The following is a 21,147-nucleotide window of genomic DNA, read 5'->3' on the forward strand; positions in this document are numbered from 1 at the left end:
CTGGTTTGTTTGCGGCGGTAGCGGGTGTTTGGATTGGTAGTTGTACACCGATGAGGAAAAGAAAAGCGGGAAATCTGCTGACGGATGTCGAGCTGGAGTTCATGACCGAACTTTGGGAGCTTGGCGAAGGGTCGGTGCGCGATGTGCTTGGGCAACTGCCACCCTCGCGGGGGTTGGCCTATACTTCTGCCGCGACGGTGTTGCGCATCCTAGAAGACAAGGGTTTCGTCGAAAGCCGAAAGCAGAATAAATCGCTGATCTACACGCCGCTTCTGGCCAAGGACGCCTATCAGACGCGTTCATTAAAAAACCTGTCTCAGACCCTGTTTGACGACACCCCGGCCACTCTGGTTGCACGGCTTGTCGACGATGCCGGGCTGACCGAGGCCGATCTTGAGGAAATTCGGGCGCTGGTGGAGAGGAGGCTCCGGAATGATGGCGGCTAAACAGATCCTTGAGGTTTTCGTCAACCTGAACATCATGCTTGCTCTGGGATGTCTCATCTGGCTTGGGCTGCAAGCGCTCGTGGCCAAAACCGCGTTGCGGCATGCGTTCATCCTGCAATTGGCGGCGTTGAAGACCGTTCTGGCGCTGATTCTGCTCAGCCCCGTTCTGGCCATCGCGGCAACCCAAGCGGTCGAGCTGTTCTCGCCCGGTCGCAGCCTTGTGCTGAGCGATTTTGTGGTCGCCGCCTATCTGCGCGGCGAGATCGCAATGGATGCTATCCGCTTTGAGCAGATCCTGAACACACGCGAAAACTGGACCGAGCGTTTCCTGCTGATGAATACGAAGGGACCGGCCATTGTTGCCTTGCTGCTGGCAGCGGGGATGGTGGTTGCGATCCTGCGCCTGGCCCGCTCTGCGCTGCAATTGCACCACCTGCTGGATGACAGCTATCTCTGGAAACGGGTGGGTCCGGTGGACGTTCGCCTGTCGGACCGGATCGCGGTGCCGATGGCGACCCGTGGGCTGTTCCGGCGGCATGTTCTGTTGCCCTCGGATCTGATCTCGGACAGCGACCGCCGCCGCATTGCGATCGCGCACGAGTTGCAACATTTCCGGCAATCGGACCTTGAATGGGAGATCGTGTTCGAATTGACGCGCCCGTTCTTCTTCTGGAACCCGGCCTTCACCCTGCTCAAGCGGCGGTTCAACCGGCTGCGCGAACTGGCCTGCGATCAGGCCGTGGTCAGCCGGTACCGGGTCGCCCCGCTGGATTACGCGCGCTGCCTGCTGCATTTCTGCGAAAGATCGGTGGGCCTTGCCCAGGCGCAGCGGCTGAACGTGGCGCTGCTGAGCGCTGGCCGCAAGGATGCCCGGCAGGAACTGGCCAATCGTCTGCTGTCGCTTAAATCCACGGCCAGCCAGCTTTCGGCCCCGCGCAGGCATCTGATCGCGCTTGCCTGTGTCATGGGTACATTTCTGTCCTTTGCGGGCGCTTCTCTGGAGGCACCAAAGGACTGGAGCCATGACCGGCTTATGCTGTCGACGGTGGTCAACCTTGAGCGGCTGCGCGCGGATCGTTGAGCACCACACAGGCTGGGAACGAACCGGATCGCGGCGTGCCACATTACCTCAGTTTGCTGTGATTCCAGCGCGTCAGGCTTGATTTGACACGAAAATGCGGCAAGGCTGAACGCATGAACATGCAGCCTCCAAGCCGGTTTCCCGCCGGACAGGCCCAGATGCAGGTCGCGTTCGACCGGCGCGAGCTTAGCCTTATTCTCTCGGTTTACGGGCGTATGGTCGCCGCCGGAGAGTGGCGGGATTACGGTATCTCAAACCTCCGCGACAGCGCCATATTCTCGGTATTCCGGCGTACGGCCGAACATCCGATCTACCGGATCGAAAAACAGCCGAAGCTGCGCAATCGGCAGGGGATGTATTCGGTGATCGGGATGGATGGGCAGATCCTCAAGCGCGGGCAGGACCTGAAAGCGGTGCTGAGGGTGCTCGAGCGCAAGTTGATCCGCGCGATCGACCCTGATTGATCAGAGCCGCTTATGGGCCGTAACCGGCCCGCCGCCCTGTGCCTGAATACGCGCAAGCGCCGCCTGCAGCGGTTCATAAGTCACCGCCATATGGCCCGCATTTGCATGTAGAATGGTCTCTGGGTCTGCAACCCAGGCCACATGACCTTTCCAGAACAGCAGATCGCCGCGTTCGGGCACGGTGCCTTTGGGCAGCGCCCGGCCCAGCCTCTGTTGCTGCAGGTCGCTGTCGCCGGGGCAGGCGATACCACAGGCCAGGAGTCCGGCCTGCACCAGACCCGAGCAATCGATGCCGAACCGGCTGTTGCCACCCCAGAGATAGGGCGTGCCCAGAAACCCTGCCGCCACCGTCGCCGGGTCGCTCATCAGCGTGTCGATCTCCGACAGGTGGACCGTTGGCATATAGCCCAGCGGCGTCTTGGCAAACCCGTTCGTGATTTCGGCAACCTCCAACCGGCTGGCGAAGCTGAGCGATGCGGCCTCGGGCGATTTCATGTCGGGCCTCACATAGGCATGGGTTGCGGGCGCAGAAACCCAGTGCGTGGCCTGCGCAACCGGGACCAGTGCGCTGCTGGGCAGATAGCCGACATAGCCGTCCTTATCGGCCTGCACATAGGCCCAGCCGTCACGATCCTCGAAGACGCGCAGCGTGTCGCCATAGAGAAGCTGCCGTTCGCGCGTGCCCTCGGGCGCGCGCAGCAGGTCGATGACCGGGACACCAACCTGCCGGGCTGTGCCTTCGACCCGGGCAACCCCGTCCGGAACATCGTGCAGCCGCGCGTCGGCCACACGGGTGTTCATCGGTGTCAGGCGCGGATCGCTCATAGGTTCAGAATCTCGGGCAGGCTCGCCAGCAGGGCGCGTGGGCCTTGCGCGGCCCCCCCCTTGGGCCGGGCCGGGGCTTTTGCCGGTTGCCAGCCATAGATGTCGAAATGGATGTAGCGCGAGGCGGTCACAAAACGGCGCAGAAACAGCGCGGCGGTGATCGACCCGGCGAACCCGCCACCCGGCGCATTGTCCAGATCGGCCATGTCCGGTTCGATCATGCTTTCATACGGGGTGTGGAAGGGCAGCCGCCAGACCGGGTCTGCCACCCGCGCTGCGGCCTTGCTCAGGCTTTGGGCCGCGTCTTCGTCATCGGTATAGAACGGGGCCAGGTCCGGCCCCACCGCCACACGCGCCGCCCCGGTGAGCGTGGCCATCGAGATGATCAGATCGGGTTCACCCTCATCCGCGAGCGCGAGCGCATCCGCCAGCACCAGCCGCCCCTCGGCATCGGTGTTGTTGACCTCGACCGTCAGCCCCTTGCGCGAGGTCAGGATGTCGCCGGGCCGGAACGCGTTTCCCGCCACCGCGTTTTCGACCGCCGGGATCAGGACACGTAGTTGTACCGGCAGATTCAACGCCATGATCATCCGCGCCAGGCCCAGCACATTTGCCGCGCCGCCCATGTCCTTTTTCATCAGCGCCATGGCCGAGGCCGGTTTCAGGTCCAGCCCGCCAGTGTCAAAACAGACACCTTTGCCAACCAGTGTCAGGCGTGGTCCGGTGTTGCCCCAGTTGAACTCGATCAGGCGCGGCGCTTGTTCGGCGGCGCGCCCGACCGCATGGATCATCGGCAGGTTCTGCGCCAGCAGGTCATCACCCAGAACTGTGGTCGCGCGCGCGCCGAATTCACTGGCCAGCGCCAGCGCCGCCGCCTGCAATTGCACTGGCCCCATATCGGCGGCGGGGGTGTTGATCAGGTCGCGCGTCAGCGCCTCGGCGTTGGCCAAGGCCTCGATCCGGGCGCGGTCGACCCCGTCGGGGGCCACCAGACGGGCCTTGCTGCCGGTTTTTGTCTTGTACCGGTCAAAGGCATATCCGCTCATCAGCCAGCCAAAGCATTCCGCCGCCAGATCGTCGTCGGTCAGTTGGTGCTGCAACCGGTACACGCCTTCAGGCAGGGATTCCGCAGCGGCGGCCAGACAAAACCGCTTGCGCGCCCGGCTTTCGGGCGTTCCGTAGCCCAGCAGCGCGCAGCGCGGCCCGCCCTGTGACGAGGGGATCAGCAAAGCCTGCCCGATCCTGCCGGTGAACCCGTTTGCCGCGACCCAATCGCGGGTCACCTCATCCTGGTCGGCCAGCCAGCCCTCAAGCGCAGGGCGTTCCAGCGCGTGCGCGGGCAAGGTGGTTTCGGTCGGATCGGCGAAGGCAAGGGTCATGATGTCTGCTCGGTCGTTGGAGTTGGGTCCAGACTAGCCTCACCGCTGCCGCCCGCAAGCCCCTCAGACCGTCAGATCACGCTGATCCCAGATCGCGGTCAGCGACCGTTCGCCCACCCGGATCAGTCGATAGAGCGTCGCGCCCGTCGCCACCGGATCCTCATTGTCGATCGTGTCGGTCACATCCTGTGCCACACGGGCCAGCGCCACCATGCCGATCTGCTCGGCGATCGCGACCAGCGACCGCGCGCTCTTGCGCAGATCGTTCCAGTCTTTGTTGCGCCAGAGCCGTTCACAGACCGACAGACGAACGGCCAGCTCCTCGACAGCGCGGCACACCACGTCTTCGGCCGACGAATCGCCCAGTTCCCGATAAAGCCCAGCCAGCTGGCCGGGATTCAGACGAACGGATTCGTCCTGTACCAATGCGACAATCTTGTCCACCACACACACCCTTGATTCATGTGCCCCCACGGCACGCGGCCATCCTGCGCCGGGAGTGGTTTGCAAAAGGTTGCCTTGGCTGCGCGAAAAACCTCGAATTCGCTGCAAATAGGAACTATTGCCTGTGAAACGAACAAACTGGACAGGTCAAATCTGATGGAACATGCCCGGCCCCTGCCAAGCTATCTCGTGCAACGCTATCACGGATGGAAAGCCACAACCTATGCCGAAAATCACGCCTGGTACGAGCGTCTGGCCGCAGAGGGTCAGCGCCCGCGCGCGATGGTGATCTCGTGCTGCGACAGCCGGGTGCATGTCACCTCGATCTTCGGGGCCGATCAGGGCGAGTTCTTTATCCACCGCAACATTGCCAATCTGGTGCCGCCCTATCTGCCGGACGGAGACCATCACGGCACCAGCGCAGCCATCGAATACGCGGTGACCGCGCTCAAGGTCACGCATCTGATCGTGCTGGGCCATTCCCAATGTGGCGGGGTGCAGGGGTGCATCGACATGTGCCACGGCAAGGCACCGCAGCTGGAAGCCAAAGAAAGTTTTGTCGGGCGCTGGATGGATATTCTGAAACCGAAATTCGAACTGGTGGCCGATATCGAAGATGGCACGGAACAGGCGCGCCAGCTCGAGCGCCAGGCGGTTGTGGCCTCGCTGGAAAACCTGATGAGCTTTCCTTTTGTCAACTCGGCAGTCGAGAACGACACGCTGAGCCTGCACGGGCTCTGGACCGATATCGGTGCGGGCGGGTTGGAATATTACGACCCGTCCAGCCAGAAGTTCAAACCGGTCTGACGGAACCCGGCCGGGGCAGGGGTCGCATCAGTTGACCGCCATCGCAGCCATGCTTTCCGAGATCTGGTCCAGGAACTGGCTGGCGATGGTGGAAAGCGGGCGTTCCCGCGCGGTCACGATCACAACGTCCAGCAGGATGCGCGGCATGAATCGGCGCAACACATAGCCGCCGCCGTCATCGCTCAATAAGGTGAAAGGATCGACAAAGGTTGCGCCCAGACCCTCCTTCACCATGTTGAGCGCATTGCGGAACAGATCGGTCTGGCACCGCACCCGCCAATGAGCGCCGACCGAGTGAAACGCCTCGCTGGCGCGGCGGTTGACCATGTGATCGGCCCCCATCACGATGAAGGGCATGTCGCTCAGCAGGGCGGGGGTCAGCACGTCATGTTCAGCCAGCGGACTGTCCTCGGGCAGGGCGCAGACGATCTCGAAGAAGAAGGGGATCTTGTGCAACCCGTCATGGCGTACCGGTAGCTCGCAGATACCAATCTCGAACAGCCCGGCCATCACCCATTCCTGTATCTTCGAGGAATATTGCGACTGGAACGCGATGGTCAGATTCGGCTTGTCCGCAGTAAAGCGCGCGATCTGGCCAGGCATGAAGCCGAAGGCCATCGCGTGACTGGTCGCCACCTGCAATTGCCCCGCCTTCTGGTTCTGCAGATCCACCACCGCCTGGTTCACATGATCCAGCCCGCGCACGATGGTGTCGATCTCGTCGAACAGAACAACCGCCTCTGGGGTGGGCAGCAACCGGCCCCGGCTGCGTTCGAACAGGCGCAGCTTGGTCCGGCGCTCCAACTGCGCCAGCAGATTCGAGATCGCGGGTTGTGACACGCCAAGCTGTTCGGCGGCACCGGTCACGGTGCCGGTGTCGATGATCGCGTGAAAGGCCTGGTATTGGCGAAAATTGGTCTGCATGAGGTCAGTCTATAAGATTTTATGATACCCTGACAAAAACATAATATTGGAAATGATGAAGTTTGCCGCGCACACTTCCCCAACGGCAGGGAGGGCGACGTGTCGAACCTAGATCAGCGCATTACCGGTTTCGATCTGTGGCATCTGGCATTGCCTGTGCGATCGGCGCGGGATCACGGCATCGGCCGTGTCGAGGGTCATTGCGAGGTCATCATTCTGCGGTTGACCAGCGAAGACGGAACGCAAGGATTCGGCGAGGCCTCGCCGTGGTCGGTCTTCACCGGTACGCCCGAGGCAAGCTATGCCGCGCTCGACCGCTACCTGCGACCTTTGGTGGTCGGGCAACGCCTTGCAGACCGGGCCGGGATCATGGGGCAGGCGGCCCGTGCAGTTGCGCATTGTACCGAGGCCAAGGCGGCGCTCGACAGTGCCCTGCTTGATCTGACCGGTCAAATCTCCGGGGTTCCGGTCTGGGCGCTGCTGGGCGGGCGTTGCCGCGACCGCATCCCGCTGAGCTGTTCGATTGCGAACCCGGATTTCGATCAGGACATCGCCTTGATGGAACGCCTGCGCGACGATGGTGTCGGGGTCATCAAACTGAAAACCGGGTTTCGCGACCACGCCTTTGACGTGATGCGGCTGGAGCGGATTGCCAGCGACTTTCCCGACTTCCGTGTCCGCGTCGACTACAATCAGGGGCTGGAGGTGGGCGAGGCCATGGACCGGGTGCGTGACGTGGCGCAATTCCGGCCCGATTTCATCGAACAACCGGTGCGTGCACCCGAATTCGGTATGATGGCTCGGCTGCGCGACGCGATCGACGTGCCCTTGCTGGCTGATGAAAGCGTGTTCGGCCCCGAGGATATAACCCGCGCCGCGCGCGAAGGCATCTGCGACGGGGTGTCGATCAAGATCATGAAATCAGGCGGGCTGGGTCGAGGCCAGATCGTGGCCCGCATTGCGGCAGCCAACGGTCTGACCGCTTATGGCGGTGATATGTTCGAGGCCGGTCTCGCCCATCTGGCGGGCACTCACATGATTGCCGCGACCCCGGAAATCACCTTGGGCTGCGAGTTCTATCAGGCCAGCTATTACCTGCGCGAGGACATTCTCCAGACGCCGTTTCCCGTTGTCGACGGTCATGTGGTCGTGCCCGATGGCGCCGGGTTGGGGGCGGTGCCGGATATCGACAAGCTGAACCATTACGCCGCCCGGAGACCCGAATGAGCCACGCAGGGTCAATACACCGTCGCCGCCCGCGCCGCCTGATCATATTGGCCGGACATCAGCCGCATCAACGCGGACAACCGGTCCATCTGCTTCGCTTCGATGCCAACCTCGTTCATCGCGCGCAGCAGCAGCACCTCGCGGATCTCGCGGTACCGATCGCAAGCCTCCGCGCCCTGCTCGGTGGCCTCGACCGTCTTTTCCTTGCCTTGCTTGCCTTCCCTCACCAGCCCCGCCTTGACCAGTTTCTTGATCGCATAATTGACCGTGTGGGTGTCCTCGACATTCAGCACAAGGCAGATATCGGCAAGCTTCTTGGGTTTGCCACGATGACGCACGGTGTGCAGAACGCACACGTCGAGCGAGGACAGGTCTGCAAACCCCGCCGCTGCCATGCAACGTGTCGTCCAGCGGCCAAAGGCGTGGCTCGCGATGATCAGCCCGAACTCGAACTCGCTGACCTCGGGAAAGCTGCCATCGGCCAGATGGGCCGACGAGACAACCGGGCCGAGAGAGGGGTCTGACATGCGCGTGCTCCATCCAATTCAGGTGTTTTATAAACATTTTGTTGACGTTTTGTCAATGTATGCAATGCTGTGTCCCGGAGAATCGGTGTGCGGCACAGACGCACCCGGTGGGAGACCACAATGACCACGGACCAGAAAACAGTGGCCATCATTGGCGCGGGCATCGTTGGGGTGTCGGCGGCAATCTGGCTGCAACGCGCAGGCCATGACGTCATCCTGATCGACCGCAAAGGCCCGGCCGAGGGTACGTCTTACGGCAATGGTGGCGTGCTGGCATCCTGCGCGGTGGTGCCGGTCACGACGCCGGGCCTGCTTGCGAAGGCGCCGAAGATGCTGTTCAGCGCCAATCAGCCCTTGTTCCTGCGCTATGGCTACCTGCCGCGCCTGTTGCCCTGGCTGGGAAAATACCTCTCGCATGCCAATGCCGACGACACCACACGCATCGCCTCGGCCCTGACCCCTATCGTCGGCGACAGCCTTGAGGATCATACGGCATTGGCCGCGGGTACGGGGGCCGAGCACTATATTCATCCCTCGGACTATCTGTTCCTCTATGACGACCGCGCGCATTTCAATGGCGATGCGTTTGTATGGAACCTGCGCAAGGCGAACGGTTTTCAGTGGCAGGAAATGGAGGGCGCGGACCTCCATGCCTATGATCCGGCGTTTTCCAAAGATCTGACATTTGCGATCCGGCTGGGCAACCATGGCCGGATTTCTGACCCCGGCGCTTATGTGCAAGCGCTTGCCCGCCACCTTGAGGCGCAAGGTGGGCGTTTCCTGCGCGCCGATGTCGAGGATGTGGTGCAGCAGAACGGATCCCTCACCGGCATACGCGCGGGCGGAGAGACGATCGCCTGCGACGCAGCCGTGGTTGCCACCGGCGCCTGGTCGGGCCCGCTGGCCAAAAAACTGGGACTGAACGTGCCGCTGGAATCCGAGCGGGGCTATCACCTGGAATTCTGGGAACCCACGGTTATGCCGAAATCGCCGGTGATGATCGCAGGCGGCAAATTCGTCGTCACGCCGATGGAGGGCCGCGTCCGACTTGCCGGGGTGGTGGAGTTCGGCGGGCTGGATGCAGGTCCCTCGCGCGCGCCGCTGGATCTGTTGCGCCGCAACGCGGTCAAGGCGCTGCCGGGCCTGCGCGGCGCGCATGTGACCGAATGGATGGGCCATCGACCGGCCCCGGCGGATTCGATCCCTGTGATCGGCGAGGTGCCGGGCATCAAGGGGGTCTTCACAGGCTTTGGCCACCACCATATCGGCCTGACAGGGGGGCCGAAAACCGGGCGCCTGCTGGCGCAGATGATTTCGGGAAGGCAACCAAATATTGACCTGAGCGTCTATTCCCCTGCACGTTTCAAAGAGGCTGGGTAACAACAACCAAAAAACCGACAAAACCAAAATAGGGAGAAGACAATGACGAAACTCACACATCTGCTGGCCGCCACCGCCCTGACTGCGGCAAGCGCTGCACCGGCGCTGGCCGAGAAATGGGATATGCCGATGGCCTACTCCGGCTCGAATTTCCATTCGGTGACCGGGGCGGAGTTCGCCAAATGCGTGACCACCGGCACCCAAGGAGAGATCGAGATCGTGACGCATCCGTCCGGCTCGCTCTTCCCCGGCGGGCAGATCAAGCGCGCGATCCAGACCGGGCAAGTCCCCATTGGTGAGCGGCTGCTGTCGGGCCACCAGAACGAAAACGCAATTTTCGGCGTGGATTCCGTGCCCTTTCTGGCGACGTCCTTTGATGATGCCGACAAGCTCTGGAGCGCGGCCAAGCCAACGCTGGAGAAAGTTCTGGCCGACCAGAACCTGACCCTGCTCTATTCGGTGCCCTGGCCGCCGCAAGGGCTGTATTTCCGGGACGAGGTGAATTCGGTCGCGGATATGGAAGGGATCAAGTTCCGGTCCTACAACAACGCCACCGCGCGTCTGGCGGAACTGACGGGCATGCTGCCGGTGACGATCGAAGCAGCTGAGATCAGTCAGGCCTTTGCCACTGGTGTGGCCGATTCCATGGTCAGCTCGGGCGCCACCGGATATGACCGAAAGGTCTGGGAAAGCCTGAACCATTTCTACGAAGTCGATTCCTGGCTGCCGCGCAACTACATCATGGTGAACTCCGATGTCTGGTCGGGCGTGTCCGATGGCAACAAGGCCGTGGTGCAGGCCTGTGCCGGTCTGGCGGAATATGCGGGCACATGGCGAGCGGTGCAATATACCGACTTCACCCTCAAGGGCCTGCGCGATGGCGGCATGAACGTGGCCCCCGCCAGCGATCAGCTCAAAGGTGAGTTGCAGCAGATTGGCGAAACCATGACCGCCGAATGGCTTGAGGCCGCGGGCCCCGACGGGGCTGCCATTGTCGAAGCCTTCAAGGCGTCGAAGGCGGAATAAACCCGACCACCGGGGCAGACCAGCGGTCTGCCCCGACCCCAATCCAACATCGAAAGGGGAACCTCATGCCACTCGCAAAGCGACTGCGTACCGCGCTTGATTTTCTGTATCTCGGCTCGGGCATTCTGGCCGCGCTCTGTCTGATCGCGATTCTGATCCTGATCGTGGTGCAAATGCTGGCGCGCTGGACCGGCGAGGTCTTTCCCGGCGCACCCGACTATGCCGGTTATGCCATGGCCGCCGCCTCCTTCCTGGCCTTTGCCAACGCGCTCAATCGCGGTGCCCATATCCGGGTGTCGATCCTGATCAACGCGGTTGGCCCCAAGGCGCAGCGGATCATCAATATCTGGTGTTTCGCCATCGGCACGGCAGTGGCGTGGTATTTCGTGCGCTACTGCGTGGACTTCGTCTACTGGTCGTGGAAATTCAACGATATCAGCCAGGGCCAGGACCGCACCGCGCTGTGGATTCCACAGTCGGTGATGCTGCTGGGCGCGGTTATCTTCGCCATCGCGCTCACCGATCATCTGATCAGCCTGATCCTGAAGGGCGATCACCGCATCCAGCGGGATCTCGTCGATCAGAGCTTTGGTGAATGACATGCCTCCTGTCGAAGGAACAAAATCCATGATCCGCACCGCCATTGCCATCACCCTGTTTGCTCTTGCCCCTGCATTTGCATGTGCCGAAGGCGCCATCAATCGAACCGAGCTTTCACGCGCCGATGTGCCCGGGTCCGACACCCATGAGGTCATCGTCGCCCGGCTTGAGATCGAACCGGGCGCATCGGTGCCTCGTCACACCCACCACGGCGATGAGCACCTTGTGGTGATCACCGGCGGCACCATGCAGACCGGTGACGGCAAGCAGATTCCGTTTCCCGATGGTATGGCGGCGCATTTCCCGCAAGGTGAACCGCACGGCGGCCTGACCAATGCGGGTGACACGGTAATGATCGCCATCACCACCCATGTGGTCGAGAAGGGCAAGCCCCTGAACGTCCCGCTCCAATGATGCGGAAAGGATAAGACATGGAAGACTTTTCGATCATCATCCTGTTTCTCTTCGTGCTGTTCCTGCTGTTGGGCACCGGAGTCTGGGTCGGGCTGGCGCTGATGGGCGTGGCCTGGGTCGGGATGGAGCTGTTCACCTCGCGCCCGGTGGGCGATGTCATGATCACCACGATCTGGACTGCCTCGTCCTCATGGACGCTGACGGCGCTGCCGCTGTTCATCTGGATGGGCGAGATCCTGTATCGAACCCGGCTCAGCGAGGACATGTTCAAGGGGCTGGCGCCCTGGATGGCCGGGCTACCCGGCGGGCTGGTGCATACCAATATCGTGGGTTGCACGGTCTTTGCTGCCGTATCGGGGTCGTCGGCGGCGACGCTGACCACGGTGGGCAAGATGTCGATCCCCGAATTGCGCAGGCGGGAATATCCTGAACCGATGATCATCGGCACCTTGGCCGGGGCTGCGACGCTTGGCCTGATGATCCCGCCCTCGCTGACACTGATCGTTTATGGCGTGACCATTAACGAAAGCATCTCGAAGCTGTTCTTTGCCGGCATCCTGCCCGGTCTGGTTCTGGCGAGCATGTTCATGGCTTATGTGGCGATCTCCAGCCGGGTCTCGAAAAAGTGGAACCCGGCGCAGGAGCCGCCGATGACCCTGGGCCAGCGCATCGCCAATTCGCGCTTTCTGCTGCCGGTGATTTGCCTGATCATGGTGGTGATCGGCTCGATGTATCTGGGCTATGCCACCGCAACCGAGGCAGCCGCCTTTGGGGTGATCGGCGGGCTTGTGCTGGCCGCCAGTCAGGGCTCGCTGACCTGGCAGACCTTCACCGAAAGCCTGATGGGGGCGACCCGCACCTCGGCCATGATCGCGCTGATCCTTGCGGGTGCTGCGTTCCTGTCGCTGTCGATGGGGTTCACCGGGCTGCCGCGCGGATTGGCCGACCTGATCGCGCAATGGGAACTCAGCAAGTTTCAGCTGCTGATGGTGCTTTTGGTTTTCTACATCGTGCTGGGCATGTTCCTTGACGGGATTTCGTCGGTCGTGCTGACCATGGCCGTGGTCGAGCCGATGGTCCGTCAGGCGGGGATCGACCTGATCTGGTTCGGCATCTTCATCGTGGTTGTCGTCGAGATGGCACAGATCACCCCGCCGATCGGCTTCAACCTGTTCGTGCTGCAGGGAATGACCAATCACGAGATGGGCTTCATTGCCCGCGCCGCCTTCCCGATGTTCCTGATCATGGTGGTGATGGTCTTTGTGTTGATCCTGTTCCCGGAAATCGCCACATGGCTGCCTGAAAACCTCAGGCAGGCACCCGGAGGCGGCTAGCACGGCCATCCCGGTCGGGCGGCGCCACCAGCGCCGCCTGCGCATCCCCCATGACCAACAATAGGGCCCGCAAGGGCAGTCCTGCCGCATGACCGCGCTTATCTTCATCGCCAGACATGGGAAAGTCGCGCTGATCTGCGGGTTGCTGGCCGGGTTGCTTTTGCCTGATATCGCACAGGTGCTGCGATGGAGGATTCCCGAACTGGTGGCGCTGCTGCTGCTTCTGACCGCCTTTCGCATCGGGCTGGTCGAGACGCTCTCCAATCTGGCAGAACTGCGCCGGACGGTGCTGGCGGTGCTGATCCTGCAATTGGCCCTGCCGGTCGGGGTCCTGCTGATCGTCGTGCTGTTGGGCCTGCCGGTGACACCACTTGCGCTGGCGCTGGTGCTGGTCATGGCAGCCCCTTCGGTCACCGGGTCGGCCAATTTCGCGATCCTGCTCAATGGCGATCCGGCCCCGGCGCTGCGATTGCTGATCCTTGGCACGGCGCTGCTGCCGCTGACCTGCATTCCCGTTTTTGCCCTGCTGCCCGGTTTCGGAGATATCAGCGACGTCATGATCGCCGCGCTGCGTCTGCTGGTGGTCATTCTGGCGGCGGCGGCGCTGGGCTTTGCCCTGCGGCACTGGTATGCGCCCGACCTGTCGGAACGGGGCCGCAAGGCAACCGACGGTCTGACCATGATCGTGCTTGCCGTGGTGGTAATCGGTCTGATGTCGGCGGTCCGCCCGGCATTCGAAAACGACCCCGTGGAACTGGCCTTTTGGGTCGTGGTCGCATTTGCGTTGAATTTCGGTTTGCAGGCGGTGGCCTATCTCACCCTGCGCCGCCGGGGTTCACCTGCTGCCACGCCGCTGGCCATCGTTGCGGGAAACCGAAATTTCGCGCTGTTCTTTGTCGCGCTGTCGCCCCAGGCGACGGACCCGCTGTTGATCTTTCTGGGCTGCTACCAGTTCCCGATGTATCTTACCCCGACCCTGCTGCGGAGGCTTTATGACTCACGCTGACGCCTTCCCCCTGATCCGCCCGCTTGGGCTGGACGGTCTGCTGGTCAGTTTTGCCGACACCATGTCGGAACCGGCCAACCGTGCGGCGCTCGCCTTTCGCGCGGCTCTCCTGTCGGATCTGCCCGAGGGCGTGCTCGAGACATCAACCTCGCTGACCTCGGCCTATCTCCGCTTTGATCCGCTGGTGCTGCCACATGCGGCGCTACAGTCGTGGCTGGGGCAATTGCTTGCCACGCAGGACTGGTATGCGGCCCCTTTGCCTGCCGGGCGCAGGCTCTGGCGGGTGCCCACGGTCTATGGCACCGACCTGGCACCACAACTGGAAGAAGCCGCGGCACTGGCAGGCCTGTCGCCACAGGACGCGGTAGAAAGGCTCAGCGCATCGCGGGTCCGCGTGCTGACCATCGGTTTTGCACCCGGTCAACCCTATCTCGGCTCGCTTGGGCCAGAGTTCAACATCCCCCGGCAGCAGGAGCTAACACCGATGGTGCCCGCCGGAGCGTTGATTCTGGCGATCTCGCAATTCGTGCTGTTTTCCGGCCCCGCACCCACCGGCTGGCGGCATGTGGGGCAGACGGCTTTCCGGTGTTTCCGCCCGGAACGGAAACACAGCTTTGCACTGGCTGCCGGTGACGAGATGATCTTCGAGGCGGTTTCACCCGAAGCATTTGCGGCGATCGACGATCGCGACGCGGGCAGCAATGGCGGCGCGCGGGTCGAGGCGATCCGGGCATGAGCCTGATCGTTCACAGCATCGGCCCGGCTTGCACGGTTCAGGATCAGGGGCGACCGGGCTATCTGGATCAAGGCCTGTCCCGTTCGGGCGCGGCCGATCTGCTGGCGCTTCACGAGGGGGCGGCGCTGCTGGGTCAGCGTCCCAGTTGCGCGGCGCTGGAAATGGCGGGGTTCGGTGGGAGCTTCGAAGCGGTGGGCGCGGTGAACATCGCGCTGACCGGTGCGCCGATGCAGGCCAGTATCGATGGCGCTCAGGTTGCGTGGAACGCCTCGCACATGTTGACGAACGGGCAGGTCCTGACCATCGGCGCCGCGCGGCAGGGTACCTATGGCTACCTGCATATCGCCGGAGGGATCGATGCGCCGCTGATGCTTGGCGCGCGCGCAACCCATCTGACCGCGAATATCGGCAGGGCGGTCACGCCCGGGGACATGCTGCCCGCCAGCGGTGGCAAGGCGGCGGGCGGCTACAAGATCGCCAGCACCGACCGATTCACCGGCGGTTCCCTGCGCGTGATTGCCAGCGCCCAGACCGGGCTGTTCAGTGCCGCAACGCTTGAGCGCCTGGAACACACAATGTTCCACCGCGGCGCGCGCGCCAACCGGATGGGCATGCAACTGGACATGGACGGCCCCGGATTTGCCGCAGAAGGCCAGTTGAACATCCTGTCCGAGGTGATCACCCCCGGCGACATCCAGATGACCGGCAGCGGCAATCCGTTCATCCTGCTGCCCGAGTGCCAGACCACCGGCGGCTATCCCCGGATCGCCACGGTGATCCCCTGCGATCTGCCGCGCGCGGCGCAGGCCCCGGGTGGTGCGCCGCTGCGGTTGCAGTTCGTGACACTGGAGGAGGCTCTGGCATTGCAGGCCGCGTTCGAGGCCGAGCTGGCGCGGCTGCCTACCCGCCCCGAACCGCTGGTGCGCGATCCGCATGACATCAGCGATCTTCTGTCCTACCAACTTGTCAGCGGCGTGGTGTCCGCAACCGATCAGGGAGAGTAAACGCATGACCTCAGTGGATCTGAATGCCGATATGGGCGAAAGCTTTGGCCCCTGGAAAATGGGCGATGACGCGAGTCTGCTGGACATCATCACCAGCGCCAATATCGCCTGCGGCTTTCACGCGGGCGACCCGGATGTGATGGCCAGCACCATGGCGCTGGCGGCACGAAACGGGGTTGGCATCGGGGCGCATCCCGGTTTCGGCGACCTGCAGGGGTTTGGCCGCCGTCGCATGGTGCTGCCGCAAGACAGCCTGCGCAATCTGGTGCGCTACCAGCTCGGCGCGGCGCGCGGCATGGCGCAGGCGCTGGGGACACAGGTGCGGCATCTGAAGCTGCATGGCGCGCTCTCGAACATGGCCTGCACCGACTATGACATGGCGCGCGCCTGTTACGAGGCGGCGCTGGAGGTCGACCCCGACATCATCATCATGGTGCTCGCCGCCACCGAGATGGAGCGGGTGGTGCGTGATCTGGGCTGTCGCTGGGTGGGCGAGATCTTTGCCGACCGGGCCTATAATGATGACGGCACACTGGTGGACCGGTCACTGCCGGGCGCGGTGATCCATGACCCTGAACTGGCGGGGCCCCGGATTCTGGAGATGGTGCGCGAAGGGGCGATCATCACCGAAAGCGGCAAGCGCATCGAGACCTCAATCGACACGATCTGCCTGCATGGCGATACGCCAACCGCCGTAGAACTCGCACGTTCGGTTCGCGGCTGCCTTACCGATGGCGGTGTGGAGGTGACGATGTTTGCCGCGCCCGGTAGTTGAAAAAAAAGACGGCCACGTGGTGGGGCGTGGCCGTCAGGTCGTCATGGTGCGGGTCTTGTTTTTGCTAGGAGGGCCCGATCATGAAACAGGTCACATTGCGGGCCTGAAGCCTGCGGCAAGCCAAATCGGCCTGTTCGCGGGTCATGCCCTGAAACGTCGCTTCAAATCCTTTCGAGGATTTGTTCACCTTGCGCAGCGTGCCATCCAATGTCGACATCTCGGCCAGCGCGGTGCGCAGCAACACCTTTTCGGCCTTGTAGCGGGTTGTGTAGCGACCCACATTGACGCCCCAATGATGCCCGCCCGAGGTCGAAAGCCGCGTGACCACCTCTGGCTGCGCGGCCTGAGCGCTGACACCGGGGGTCGCGTTCGCCAGCACCAGGTTCTCGGGCCGCAGGGCGGGGCGGGTGGCCGAGGAGGGCGGCGGCGTCACGGTCTTTGATCCAACATCCGCCGCCACGATGGCCGCCGTGATGCCGGCCTGAATCCGGTCGCCATTCTGTTCGGCCGCCACCGCCACCGCATCCGCGACCACGACTGCACCCGCGCTTGGGCGAACACGCGGCCGGAGGCTTTTCTTGGGCGCGCTCGCCAGACGGATGGTCTTGCCCTGGTTGGTATCGCCAAGACCCGAATTGCCAGCATAGGTCGGGCGGCCCGGCTTGCGGATCGGCGCGCGCGAGGGCGCGCGGCGGAAACCCATATCAAGCAGCTCGGCCACCCGTGCATTGCGCGACGCGGTGGACTGGCCGCCAAAAACGGTGGCGATCACGCGCTCGTTGCCGCGTTTCGCCGACGCCACAAGATTGAAGCCCGCAGCGCGGGTATATCCGGTCTTGATCCCGTCGGCACCCTTATAGGCCCCCAGCAGGCGGCGGTTGGTGTTGTTCACCGTCTTGATCCCGGCATGGGTCGATTTGCGCGAGAACAGATTGTAATATTGCGGATAGTCATAGAGCATGTGACGGCCCAGCGTGGTCATGTCACGCGCCGTTGACAGGTGCCCCTTTTCGGTCAGCCCATGGGCGTTCTTGAACGTCGTGCGCGTCATGCCCATCGCTTTGGCGGTTCGCGTCATGCGGCGCGCAAAGGCGGCCTCGGACCCGCTGATGGTGATCCCGATGGCGGTGGCCGCGTCATTGGCCGATTTCACCGCAGCCGCACGGATCAGGTAGCGAAACGCGATTTTCTGTCCCGAACGCAGGCCCAGTTTCGAAGGCGGCTCTGCCGCAGCGGCCCTGGGAATGCGCACCTGCGTGTCCAGATCGATCTCTCCATTTCGAATGGCTTCGAACGCGATGTAAAGGGTCATCATCTTGGTCAGAGACGCCGGATGCAGCCGCGTATCCGCGTTGCGTGCATGCAGAACCTCACCAGTTCTCGCATCAATCACCATCGCAGCATAAGGCGCTGCCGCGACACTGAGCGGCAACAGCACGCAGAGCCACAGAAGTGTGAGTACAATAAGGCCCCATCGGGCCGGTTTCATCCACCGAACCTGCACGATCATTTCTCTATCTGCCTCTGGCCGCCCGATTATTTCGAACTGGCTCTGTTTGATAATTGCGTCAACGCTAACACAGCACCGGATTGAAATAAACGGTGAGATTTAAGCGAACGCAAAAATTGGGACAAATGGGAAACCCATATCTAGTGGTCGAACCCGGCTCTTCCGCTAGGAATGCGATTGTCTAAAATTTGCTGCGCTTTCTTAATGCGCCGGGCTTACCCCAGCACGCGGACCAATTCCGGAAGGCCCGACAAATCAGGCAGTTCGTGGAACCTGGCCGCCTGGTCCGGCGTCTCGGCCCGTTCCAGATCCCACAGCAACGCATGCGGGACGTGAACGCCCCAGCCGCCGACCTGAATGACTGGCGCCACATCCGAGCGAATGGAATTGCCGACCATCATCGCGCGTTCCGCGCCCTCGCCGTGGCGCGCAAATAGATCGGCATACACTTCTGCAGTCTTTTCCGATACGATCTCGACCGCATCGAAAAGATCACCCAAACCCGATTGCGCCAGCTTGCGCTCCTGATCCAGCAGATCGCCCTTGGTCACCAGCACGACCCGATGGGTATCTGCAACTGCCGCGACCGCCTCGGCGGCATGGGGGAGCAATTCGATGGGGTGGGCCAGCATCTCATGCCCCGCCTCGATCAGTTCCCGGATCGCAGATGCAGGCACCCTGTCTTCGGTCACCTCAAGCGCGGTTTCGATCATCGACAGGACAAAGCCCTTGATACCATAACCATAGCGGCCCAGATTGCGCCGCTCGGCGGCCAGCAGCCGGTCCATCAAATGGTCGCGTTCGGCGTGATCCGCCAGCAGATCGGCGAACCGATCCTGGGTCAACTGGAAGAAGCGCTCATTGTGCCAGAGCGTGTCGTCGGCGTCGAAACCGACAAGGGTCAGGTTGCGTGACATGCGGCTTGTGATCGCGGGCTCTTTTCGTGGGTCATGGAAAAGGTATATATCCTCCTATGTAATTCCCAAGCGAGAGCGGATTCTCTGCGCCATGCAGCTTTTTCCTGTCACACTATCGAATGACCCGGACGAAGATCCGGCCCTGTCGATTCTGGTCGAAACCCGGCCAAAGACCCAACGCCCGCCGCTTTATAAGGTGTTGCTGCTGAATGACGACTATACGCCGATGGAATTCGTGGTGCATGTGCTGGAGCGGTTTTTCGGCATGACTCATGCCGAAGCCTTCGAAGTGATGCTGACCGTTCACAAGAAAGGCGTCGCGGTTGTCGGCGTCTTCAGCCACGAGATCGCCGAAACCAAGGTGGGACAGGTCATGGATTTCGCCCGCCGCCATCAGCACCCGCTGCAATGCACCATGGAAAAAGAGGAATGAGGCGGTTGACCGCCCCGACCTCAGAGCGCAGGCTCGCCCGCACCATTCGGTGACGGCGCAGGATCACACCACGCGATGTCAATACGCCTAGACCTTGCCCGCGACAGCGGCCTGACCTTGTCGGATGCGCTGTCCGTCATGCTGCCCACCCCGGCGCAGGACCTGTCCGGTTTGCCCCGGACCAGTCTGGTGGTTCAGCCATTCAAACCATTCCACGACCATTTCGCGGATCAGGGGTTCCACTGTGCTGATGCCAGCGACGCCACCTGCGATGACATCATCCTGTTTATCCCGCGCGCCAAGGCGCAGGCGCGGGCGTTGCTGCATAGGGCCTGCCAGCGGGCCAGCGGCTGGGTTGTGGTGGACGGGGCCAAGACCGATGGCATCGACAGCCTGCTGAAAGAGGTGCGCAAGCGCGTGCCGGTCGAGGGGCCGATTTCCAAGGCGCATGGCAAGATCTTCTGGTTCAGGGCCGACGCGGATTCGTTTTCGGACTGGGCGATGGCGGACACCGCGTTGCCCGACGGCTACCGAACCGTTCCGGGCGTGTTCTCGTCGGACGGGATTGATCCGGCATCCGAGCTGCTGATCGCGGCGATGCCGGACCGCCCCGGTGCCCGACTCGCCGATCTGGGGGCCGGGTGGGGGTATCTGTCCGCGCAGCTTCTGGGTTGCGATGGCGTGCAATCGATCGATCTGGTCGAGGCCGATCACGCCGCGCTGGATTGCGCACGCCAGAACGTTTCAGACCCGCGCGCGCGCTTCCACTGGGCCGATGCCCTGACCTGGGTCGCGCCCGAGCCGCTGGATACGGTTGTCATGAACCCGCCTTTCCACACATCGCGCACCGCTGATCCCGCGCTTGGTCGCGGCTTTATCGCGGCGGCGGCCCGCGCACTTGCGCCCAATGGCCAGCTGTGGATAGTGGCCAATCGCCATCTGCCCTATGAGGCCGCGCTGGAGACGCATTTCACCCGGTTCGAAGAACATCGCGGCGATGGCCGGTTCAAGATATTCAACGCCTCCCGCCCGCGCCGCCGGGCCGGGGCAACCTGAGCAAGAGCGGGAGGAACAGATGTCCTATTCCATTGCCGGAAAGACAGCCATTGTCACCGGGGCAGCCGCTGGCATCGGTTTGGCGATCGGCCGCCATTTCGCCGACAAGGGTGCCAATGTCGTGTTTGCTGACATTGATGAAAAGCGCCTTGCCTCGGAACTGGGCGAAAATGGCGAGACCGAGAACATTCGCTATTTCGCAGGCGATCTGCGCGAGCGGCTGACACTGGCCAATCTGCTGTCGGCCTCACTCGATGCGTTCGATCAGGTCGATATTCTGGTCAACGGCGCGCGGCAGGTGGTGCCGACCGATCCACTGGACATGGATGACGAATCGACCCGGACGCTGCTGAACCAGAACCTGATGCCGGCCTTGCGGCTCAGCCAGCTGGTGGCGAAGCGGATGATCAAGCAGGCTGGCGACAACGAGGACGGACGGCAGGCGGGCGCGATCATCAACCTGTCCTCGGTGGCGGCGCGGCGGACCCACCCCAACCTGCTGGCCTATTCCGTCTCGACGGCGGCGTTGGATCAGATGACCCGCTCGCTGGCAGTGGCGATGGCGCCGCACCACATCCGCGTGAACGCGATCGCGCTGGGCTCGATCATGAGCGCGTCGCTGCAGGCCGCGCTCAAGGACAACCGCGAATACCGCCGCGATATTGAGAACCACACACCGCTTGGACGGATTGCCGCTGCCACCGAACTGGCCGAAGCGGCGCAGTTTCTCGCCTCCGAGGCGTCTGGCTTCATGACCGGTCAGATCATGACGCTGGATGGCGGACGTACCCTGCTGGACCCGGTTGAGGCACCCGCACACTAATCGGACCCA

Annotated in this window: 24 protein-coding genes; 17 read left to right on the forward strand and 7 right to left on the reverse strand. The window is 62.7% G+C overall.

Annotated features, from left to right (window positions below; all coding sequences use genetic code 11):
- The first annotated feature begins 50 nt into the window (after window positions 1-50).
- The 3 genes from M3P21_RS04440 to M3P21_RS04450 all read left to right on the forward strand — a co-directional run bounded on the left by M3P21_RS04440 (window position 51) and on the right by M3P21_RS04450 (window position 1,991).
- Window positions 51-446 carry a BlaI/MecI/CopY family transcriptional regulator gene (locus tag M3P21_RS04440; protein WP_249707208.1) on the forward strand — a complete coding sequence of 132 codons (396 nt, stop codon included), beginning with the start codon at window positions 51-53 and terminating at the stop codon, window positions 444-446.
- Window positions 433-1,527, forward strand: a complete 1,095-nt coding sequence (locus M3P21_RS04445; protein WP_249707209.1) for a M56 family metallopeptidase — start codon at window positions 433-435, stop codon at window positions 1,525-1,527. The genes M3P21_RS04440 and M3P21_RS04445 overlap by 14 nt, the downstream gene beginning before the upstream one ends.
- A 113-nt stretch (window positions 1,528-1,640) precedes the next feature.
- On the forward strand, window positions 1,641-1,991 hold the full coding sequence (locus M3P21_RS04450; protein WP_249707211.1) for a DUF2794 domain-containing protein: 351 nt from the start codon (window positions 1,641-1,643) through the stop codon (window positions 1,989-1,991).
- Here the strand turns inward: M3P21_RS04450 and M3P21_RS04455 are convergent, their stop codons facing one another.
- The 3 genes from M3P21_RS04455 to M3P21_RS04465 form a co-directional block, all read right to left on the reverse strand.
- Window positions 1,992-2,816 carry a C40 family peptidase gene (locus M3P21_RS04455; protein ID WP_249707212.1) on the reverse strand — a complete coding sequence of 275 codons (825 nt, stop codon included), beginning with the start codon at window positions 2,814-2,816 and terminating at the stop codon, window positions 1,992-1,994.
- Window positions 2,813-4,195, reverse strand: coding sequence for a leucyl aminopeptidase family protein (locus M3P21_RS04460; RefSeq protein WP_249707214.1), 1,383 nt, complete (start codon window positions 4,193-4,195; stop codon window positions 2,813-2,815). The genes M3P21_RS04455 and M3P21_RS04460 overlap by 4 nt, the downstream gene beginning before the upstream one ends.
- Before the next feature lie 63 nt (window positions 4,196-4,258).
- Window positions 4,259-4,648 carry a hypothetical protein gene (locus M3P21_RS04465; RefSeq protein WP_249707216.1) on the reverse strand — a complete coding sequence of 130 codons (390 nt, stop codon included), beginning with the start codon at window positions 4,646-4,648 and terminating at the stop codon, window positions 4,259-4,261.
- 147 nt (window positions 4,649-4,795) lie between these two features.
- Between M3P21_RS04465 and M3P21_RS04470 the strand changes: the two genes are divergently transcribed.
- The gene (locus tag M3P21_RS04470) at window positions 4,796-5,446 is read left to right on the forward strand and encodes a carbonic anhydrase (RefSeq protein WP_249707219.1); all 651 of its coding nucleotides are present in this window, start codon (window positions 4,796-4,798) and stop codon (window positions 5,444-5,446) included.
- Between the two features lie 27 nt (window positions 5,447-5,473).
- Here M3P21_RS04470 and M3P21_RS04475 read toward each other — a convergent pair whose 3' ends face one another.
- Window positions 5,474-6,370, reverse strand: a complete 897-nt coding sequence (locus M3P21_RS04475; protein ID WP_249707221.1) for a LysR family transcriptional regulator — start codon at window positions 6,368-6,370, stop codon at window positions 5,474-5,476.
- 99 nt (window positions 6,371-6,469) lie between these two features.
- Here M3P21_RS04475 and M3P21_RS04480 point away from each other — a divergent pair, with 99 nt between their 5' ends.
- On the forward strand, window positions 6,470-7,597 hold the full coding sequence (locus M3P21_RS04480) for an enolase C-terminal domain-like protein (protein WP_249707223.1): 1,128 nt from the start codon (window positions 6,470-6,472) through the stop codon (window positions 7,595-7,597).
- Between the two features lie 11 nt (window positions 7,598-7,608).
- On the opposite strand, the gene M3P21_RS04485 is transcribed toward M3P21_RS04480, so the two are convergent.
- Window positions 7,609-8,124, reverse strand: coding sequence for a winged helix DNA-binding protein (locus M3P21_RS04485; protein ID WP_249707224.1), 516 nt, complete (start codon window positions 8,122-8,124; stop codon window positions 7,609-7,611).
- A 120-nt stretch (window positions 8,125-8,244) separates the two neighbouring features.
- Between M3P21_RS04485 and M3P21_RS04490 the strand changes: the two genes are divergently transcribed.
- From M3P21_RS04490 to M3P21_RS04530, 9 genes are all read left to right on the forward strand, one after another.
- Window positions 8,245-9,504 carry an NAD(P)/FAD-dependent oxidoreductase gene (locus M3P21_RS04490; protein ID WP_249707225.1) on the forward strand — a complete coding sequence of 420 codons (1,260 nt, stop codon included), beginning with the start codon at window positions 8,245-8,247 and terminating at the stop codon, window positions 9,502-9,504.
- Between the two features lie 42 nt (window positions 9,505-9,546).
- Entirely contained in the window at window positions 9,547-10,530 is a 984-nt protein-coding gene (locus M3P21_RS04495) for a TRAP transporter substrate-binding protein (protein WP_249707226.1), read from the forward strand.
- 65 nt (window positions 10,531-10,595) lie between these two features.
- Window positions 10,596-11,129, forward strand: a complete 534-nt coding sequence (locus M3P21_RS04500; protein ID WP_249707227.1) for a TRAP transporter small permease — start codon at window positions 10,596-10,598, stop codon at window positions 11,127-11,129.
- A 28-nt stretch (window positions 11,130-11,157) separates the two neighbouring features.
- The gene (locus tag M3P21_RS04505) at window positions 11,158-11,544 is read left to right on the forward strand and encodes a cupin domain-containing protein (protein WP_249707228.1); all 387 of its coding nucleotides are present in this window, start codon (window positions 11,158-11,160) and stop codon (window positions 11,542-11,544) included.
- A gap of 17 nt (window positions 11,545-11,561) precedes the next feature.
- A complete protein-coding gene (locus M3P21_RS04510) occupies window positions 11,562-12,878 on the forward strand; it encodes a TRAP transporter large permease (RefSeq protein ID WP_249707229.1) in 1,317 nt (438 codons plus the stop codon).
- An 88-nt stretch (window positions 12,879-12,966) separates the two neighbouring features.
- Window positions 12,967-13,884 (forward strand): hypothetical protein, encoded by a 918-nt coding sequence (locus M3P21_RS04515; RefSeq protein ID WP_249707231.1) that lies wholly within the window; start codon window positions 12,967-12,969, stop codon window positions 13,882-13,884.
- Window positions 13,871-14,620, forward strand: a complete 750-nt coding sequence (locus tag M3P21_RS04520) for a 5-oxoprolinase subunit B family protein (RefSeq protein WP_249707232.1) — start codon at window positions 13,871-13,873, stop codon at window positions 14,618-14,620. Before M3P21_RS04515 ends, M3P21_RS04520 begins: the two co-directional genes overlap by 14 nt.
- Window positions 14,617-15,624, forward strand: a complete 1,008-nt coding sequence (locus tag M3P21_RS04525; RefSeq protein ID WP_249707234.1) for a 5-oxoprolinase subunit C family protein — start codon at window positions 14,617-14,619, stop codon at window positions 15,622-15,624. Before M3P21_RS04520 ends, M3P21_RS04525 begins: the two co-directional genes overlap by 4 nt.
- Window positions 15,625-15,628: 4 nt before the next feature.
- On the forward strand, window positions 15,629-16,399 hold the full coding sequence (locus tag M3P21_RS04530; protein WP_249707236.1) for a LamB/YcsF family protein: 771 nt from the start codon (window positions 15,629-15,631) through the stop codon (window positions 16,397-16,399).
- A gap of 64 nt (window positions 16,400-16,463) precedes the next feature.
- On the opposite strand, the gene M3P21_RS04535 is transcribed toward M3P21_RS04530, so the two are convergent.
- Together M3P21_RS04535 and M3P21_RS04540 are read right to left on the reverse strand one after the other, a co-directional pair.
- Entirely contained in the window at window positions 16,464-17,888 is a 1,425-nt protein-coding gene (locus M3P21_RS04535) for a D-alanyl-D-alanine carboxypeptidase family protein (protein ID WP_249707238.1), read from the reverse strand.
- A 236-nt stretch (window positions 17,889-18,124) separates the two neighbouring features.
- A complete protein-coding gene (locus M3P21_RS04540) occupies window positions 18,125-18,826 on the reverse strand; it encodes an HAD family hydrolase (protein ID WP_249707240.1) in 702 nt (233 codons plus the stop codon).
- A gap of 91 nt (window positions 18,827-18,917) precedes the next feature.
- Between M3P21_RS04540 and clpS the strand changes: the two genes are divergently transcribed.
- The 3 genes from clpS to M3P21_RS04555 all read left to right on the forward strand — a co-directional run bounded on the left by clpS (window position 18,918) and on the right by M3P21_RS04555 (window position 21,138).
- Complete coding sequence (clpS, locus tag M3P21_RS04545) at window positions 18,918-19,259, forward strand: ATP-dependent Clp protease adapter ClpS (protein ID WP_249707243.1); 342 nt, start codon at window positions 18,918-18,920, stop codon at window positions 19,257-19,259.
- Between the two features lie 75 nt (window positions 19,260-19,334).
- Window positions 19,335-20,315 carry a class I SAM-dependent methyltransferase gene (locus M3P21_RS04550; RefSeq protein ID WP_249707245.1) on the forward strand — a complete coding sequence of 327 codons (981 nt, stop codon included), beginning with the start codon at window positions 19,335-19,337 and terminating at the stop codon, window positions 20,313-20,315.
- Window positions 20,316-20,334: 19 nt separating this feature from the next.
- Window positions 20,335-21,138, forward strand: a complete 804-nt coding sequence (locus tag M3P21_RS04555) for an SDR family NAD(P)-dependent oxidoreductase (RefSeq protein ID WP_249707246.1) — start codon at window positions 20,335-20,337, stop codon at window positions 21,136-21,138.
- Window positions 21,139-21,147: the final 9 nt, after the last annotated feature.

It is taken from the genome of Ruegeria spongiae, assembly GCF_023502395.1.
GTDB lineage: Bacteria > Pseudomonadota > Alphaproteobacteria > Rhodobacterales > Rhodobacteraceae > Ruegeria_C > Ruegeria_C spongiae.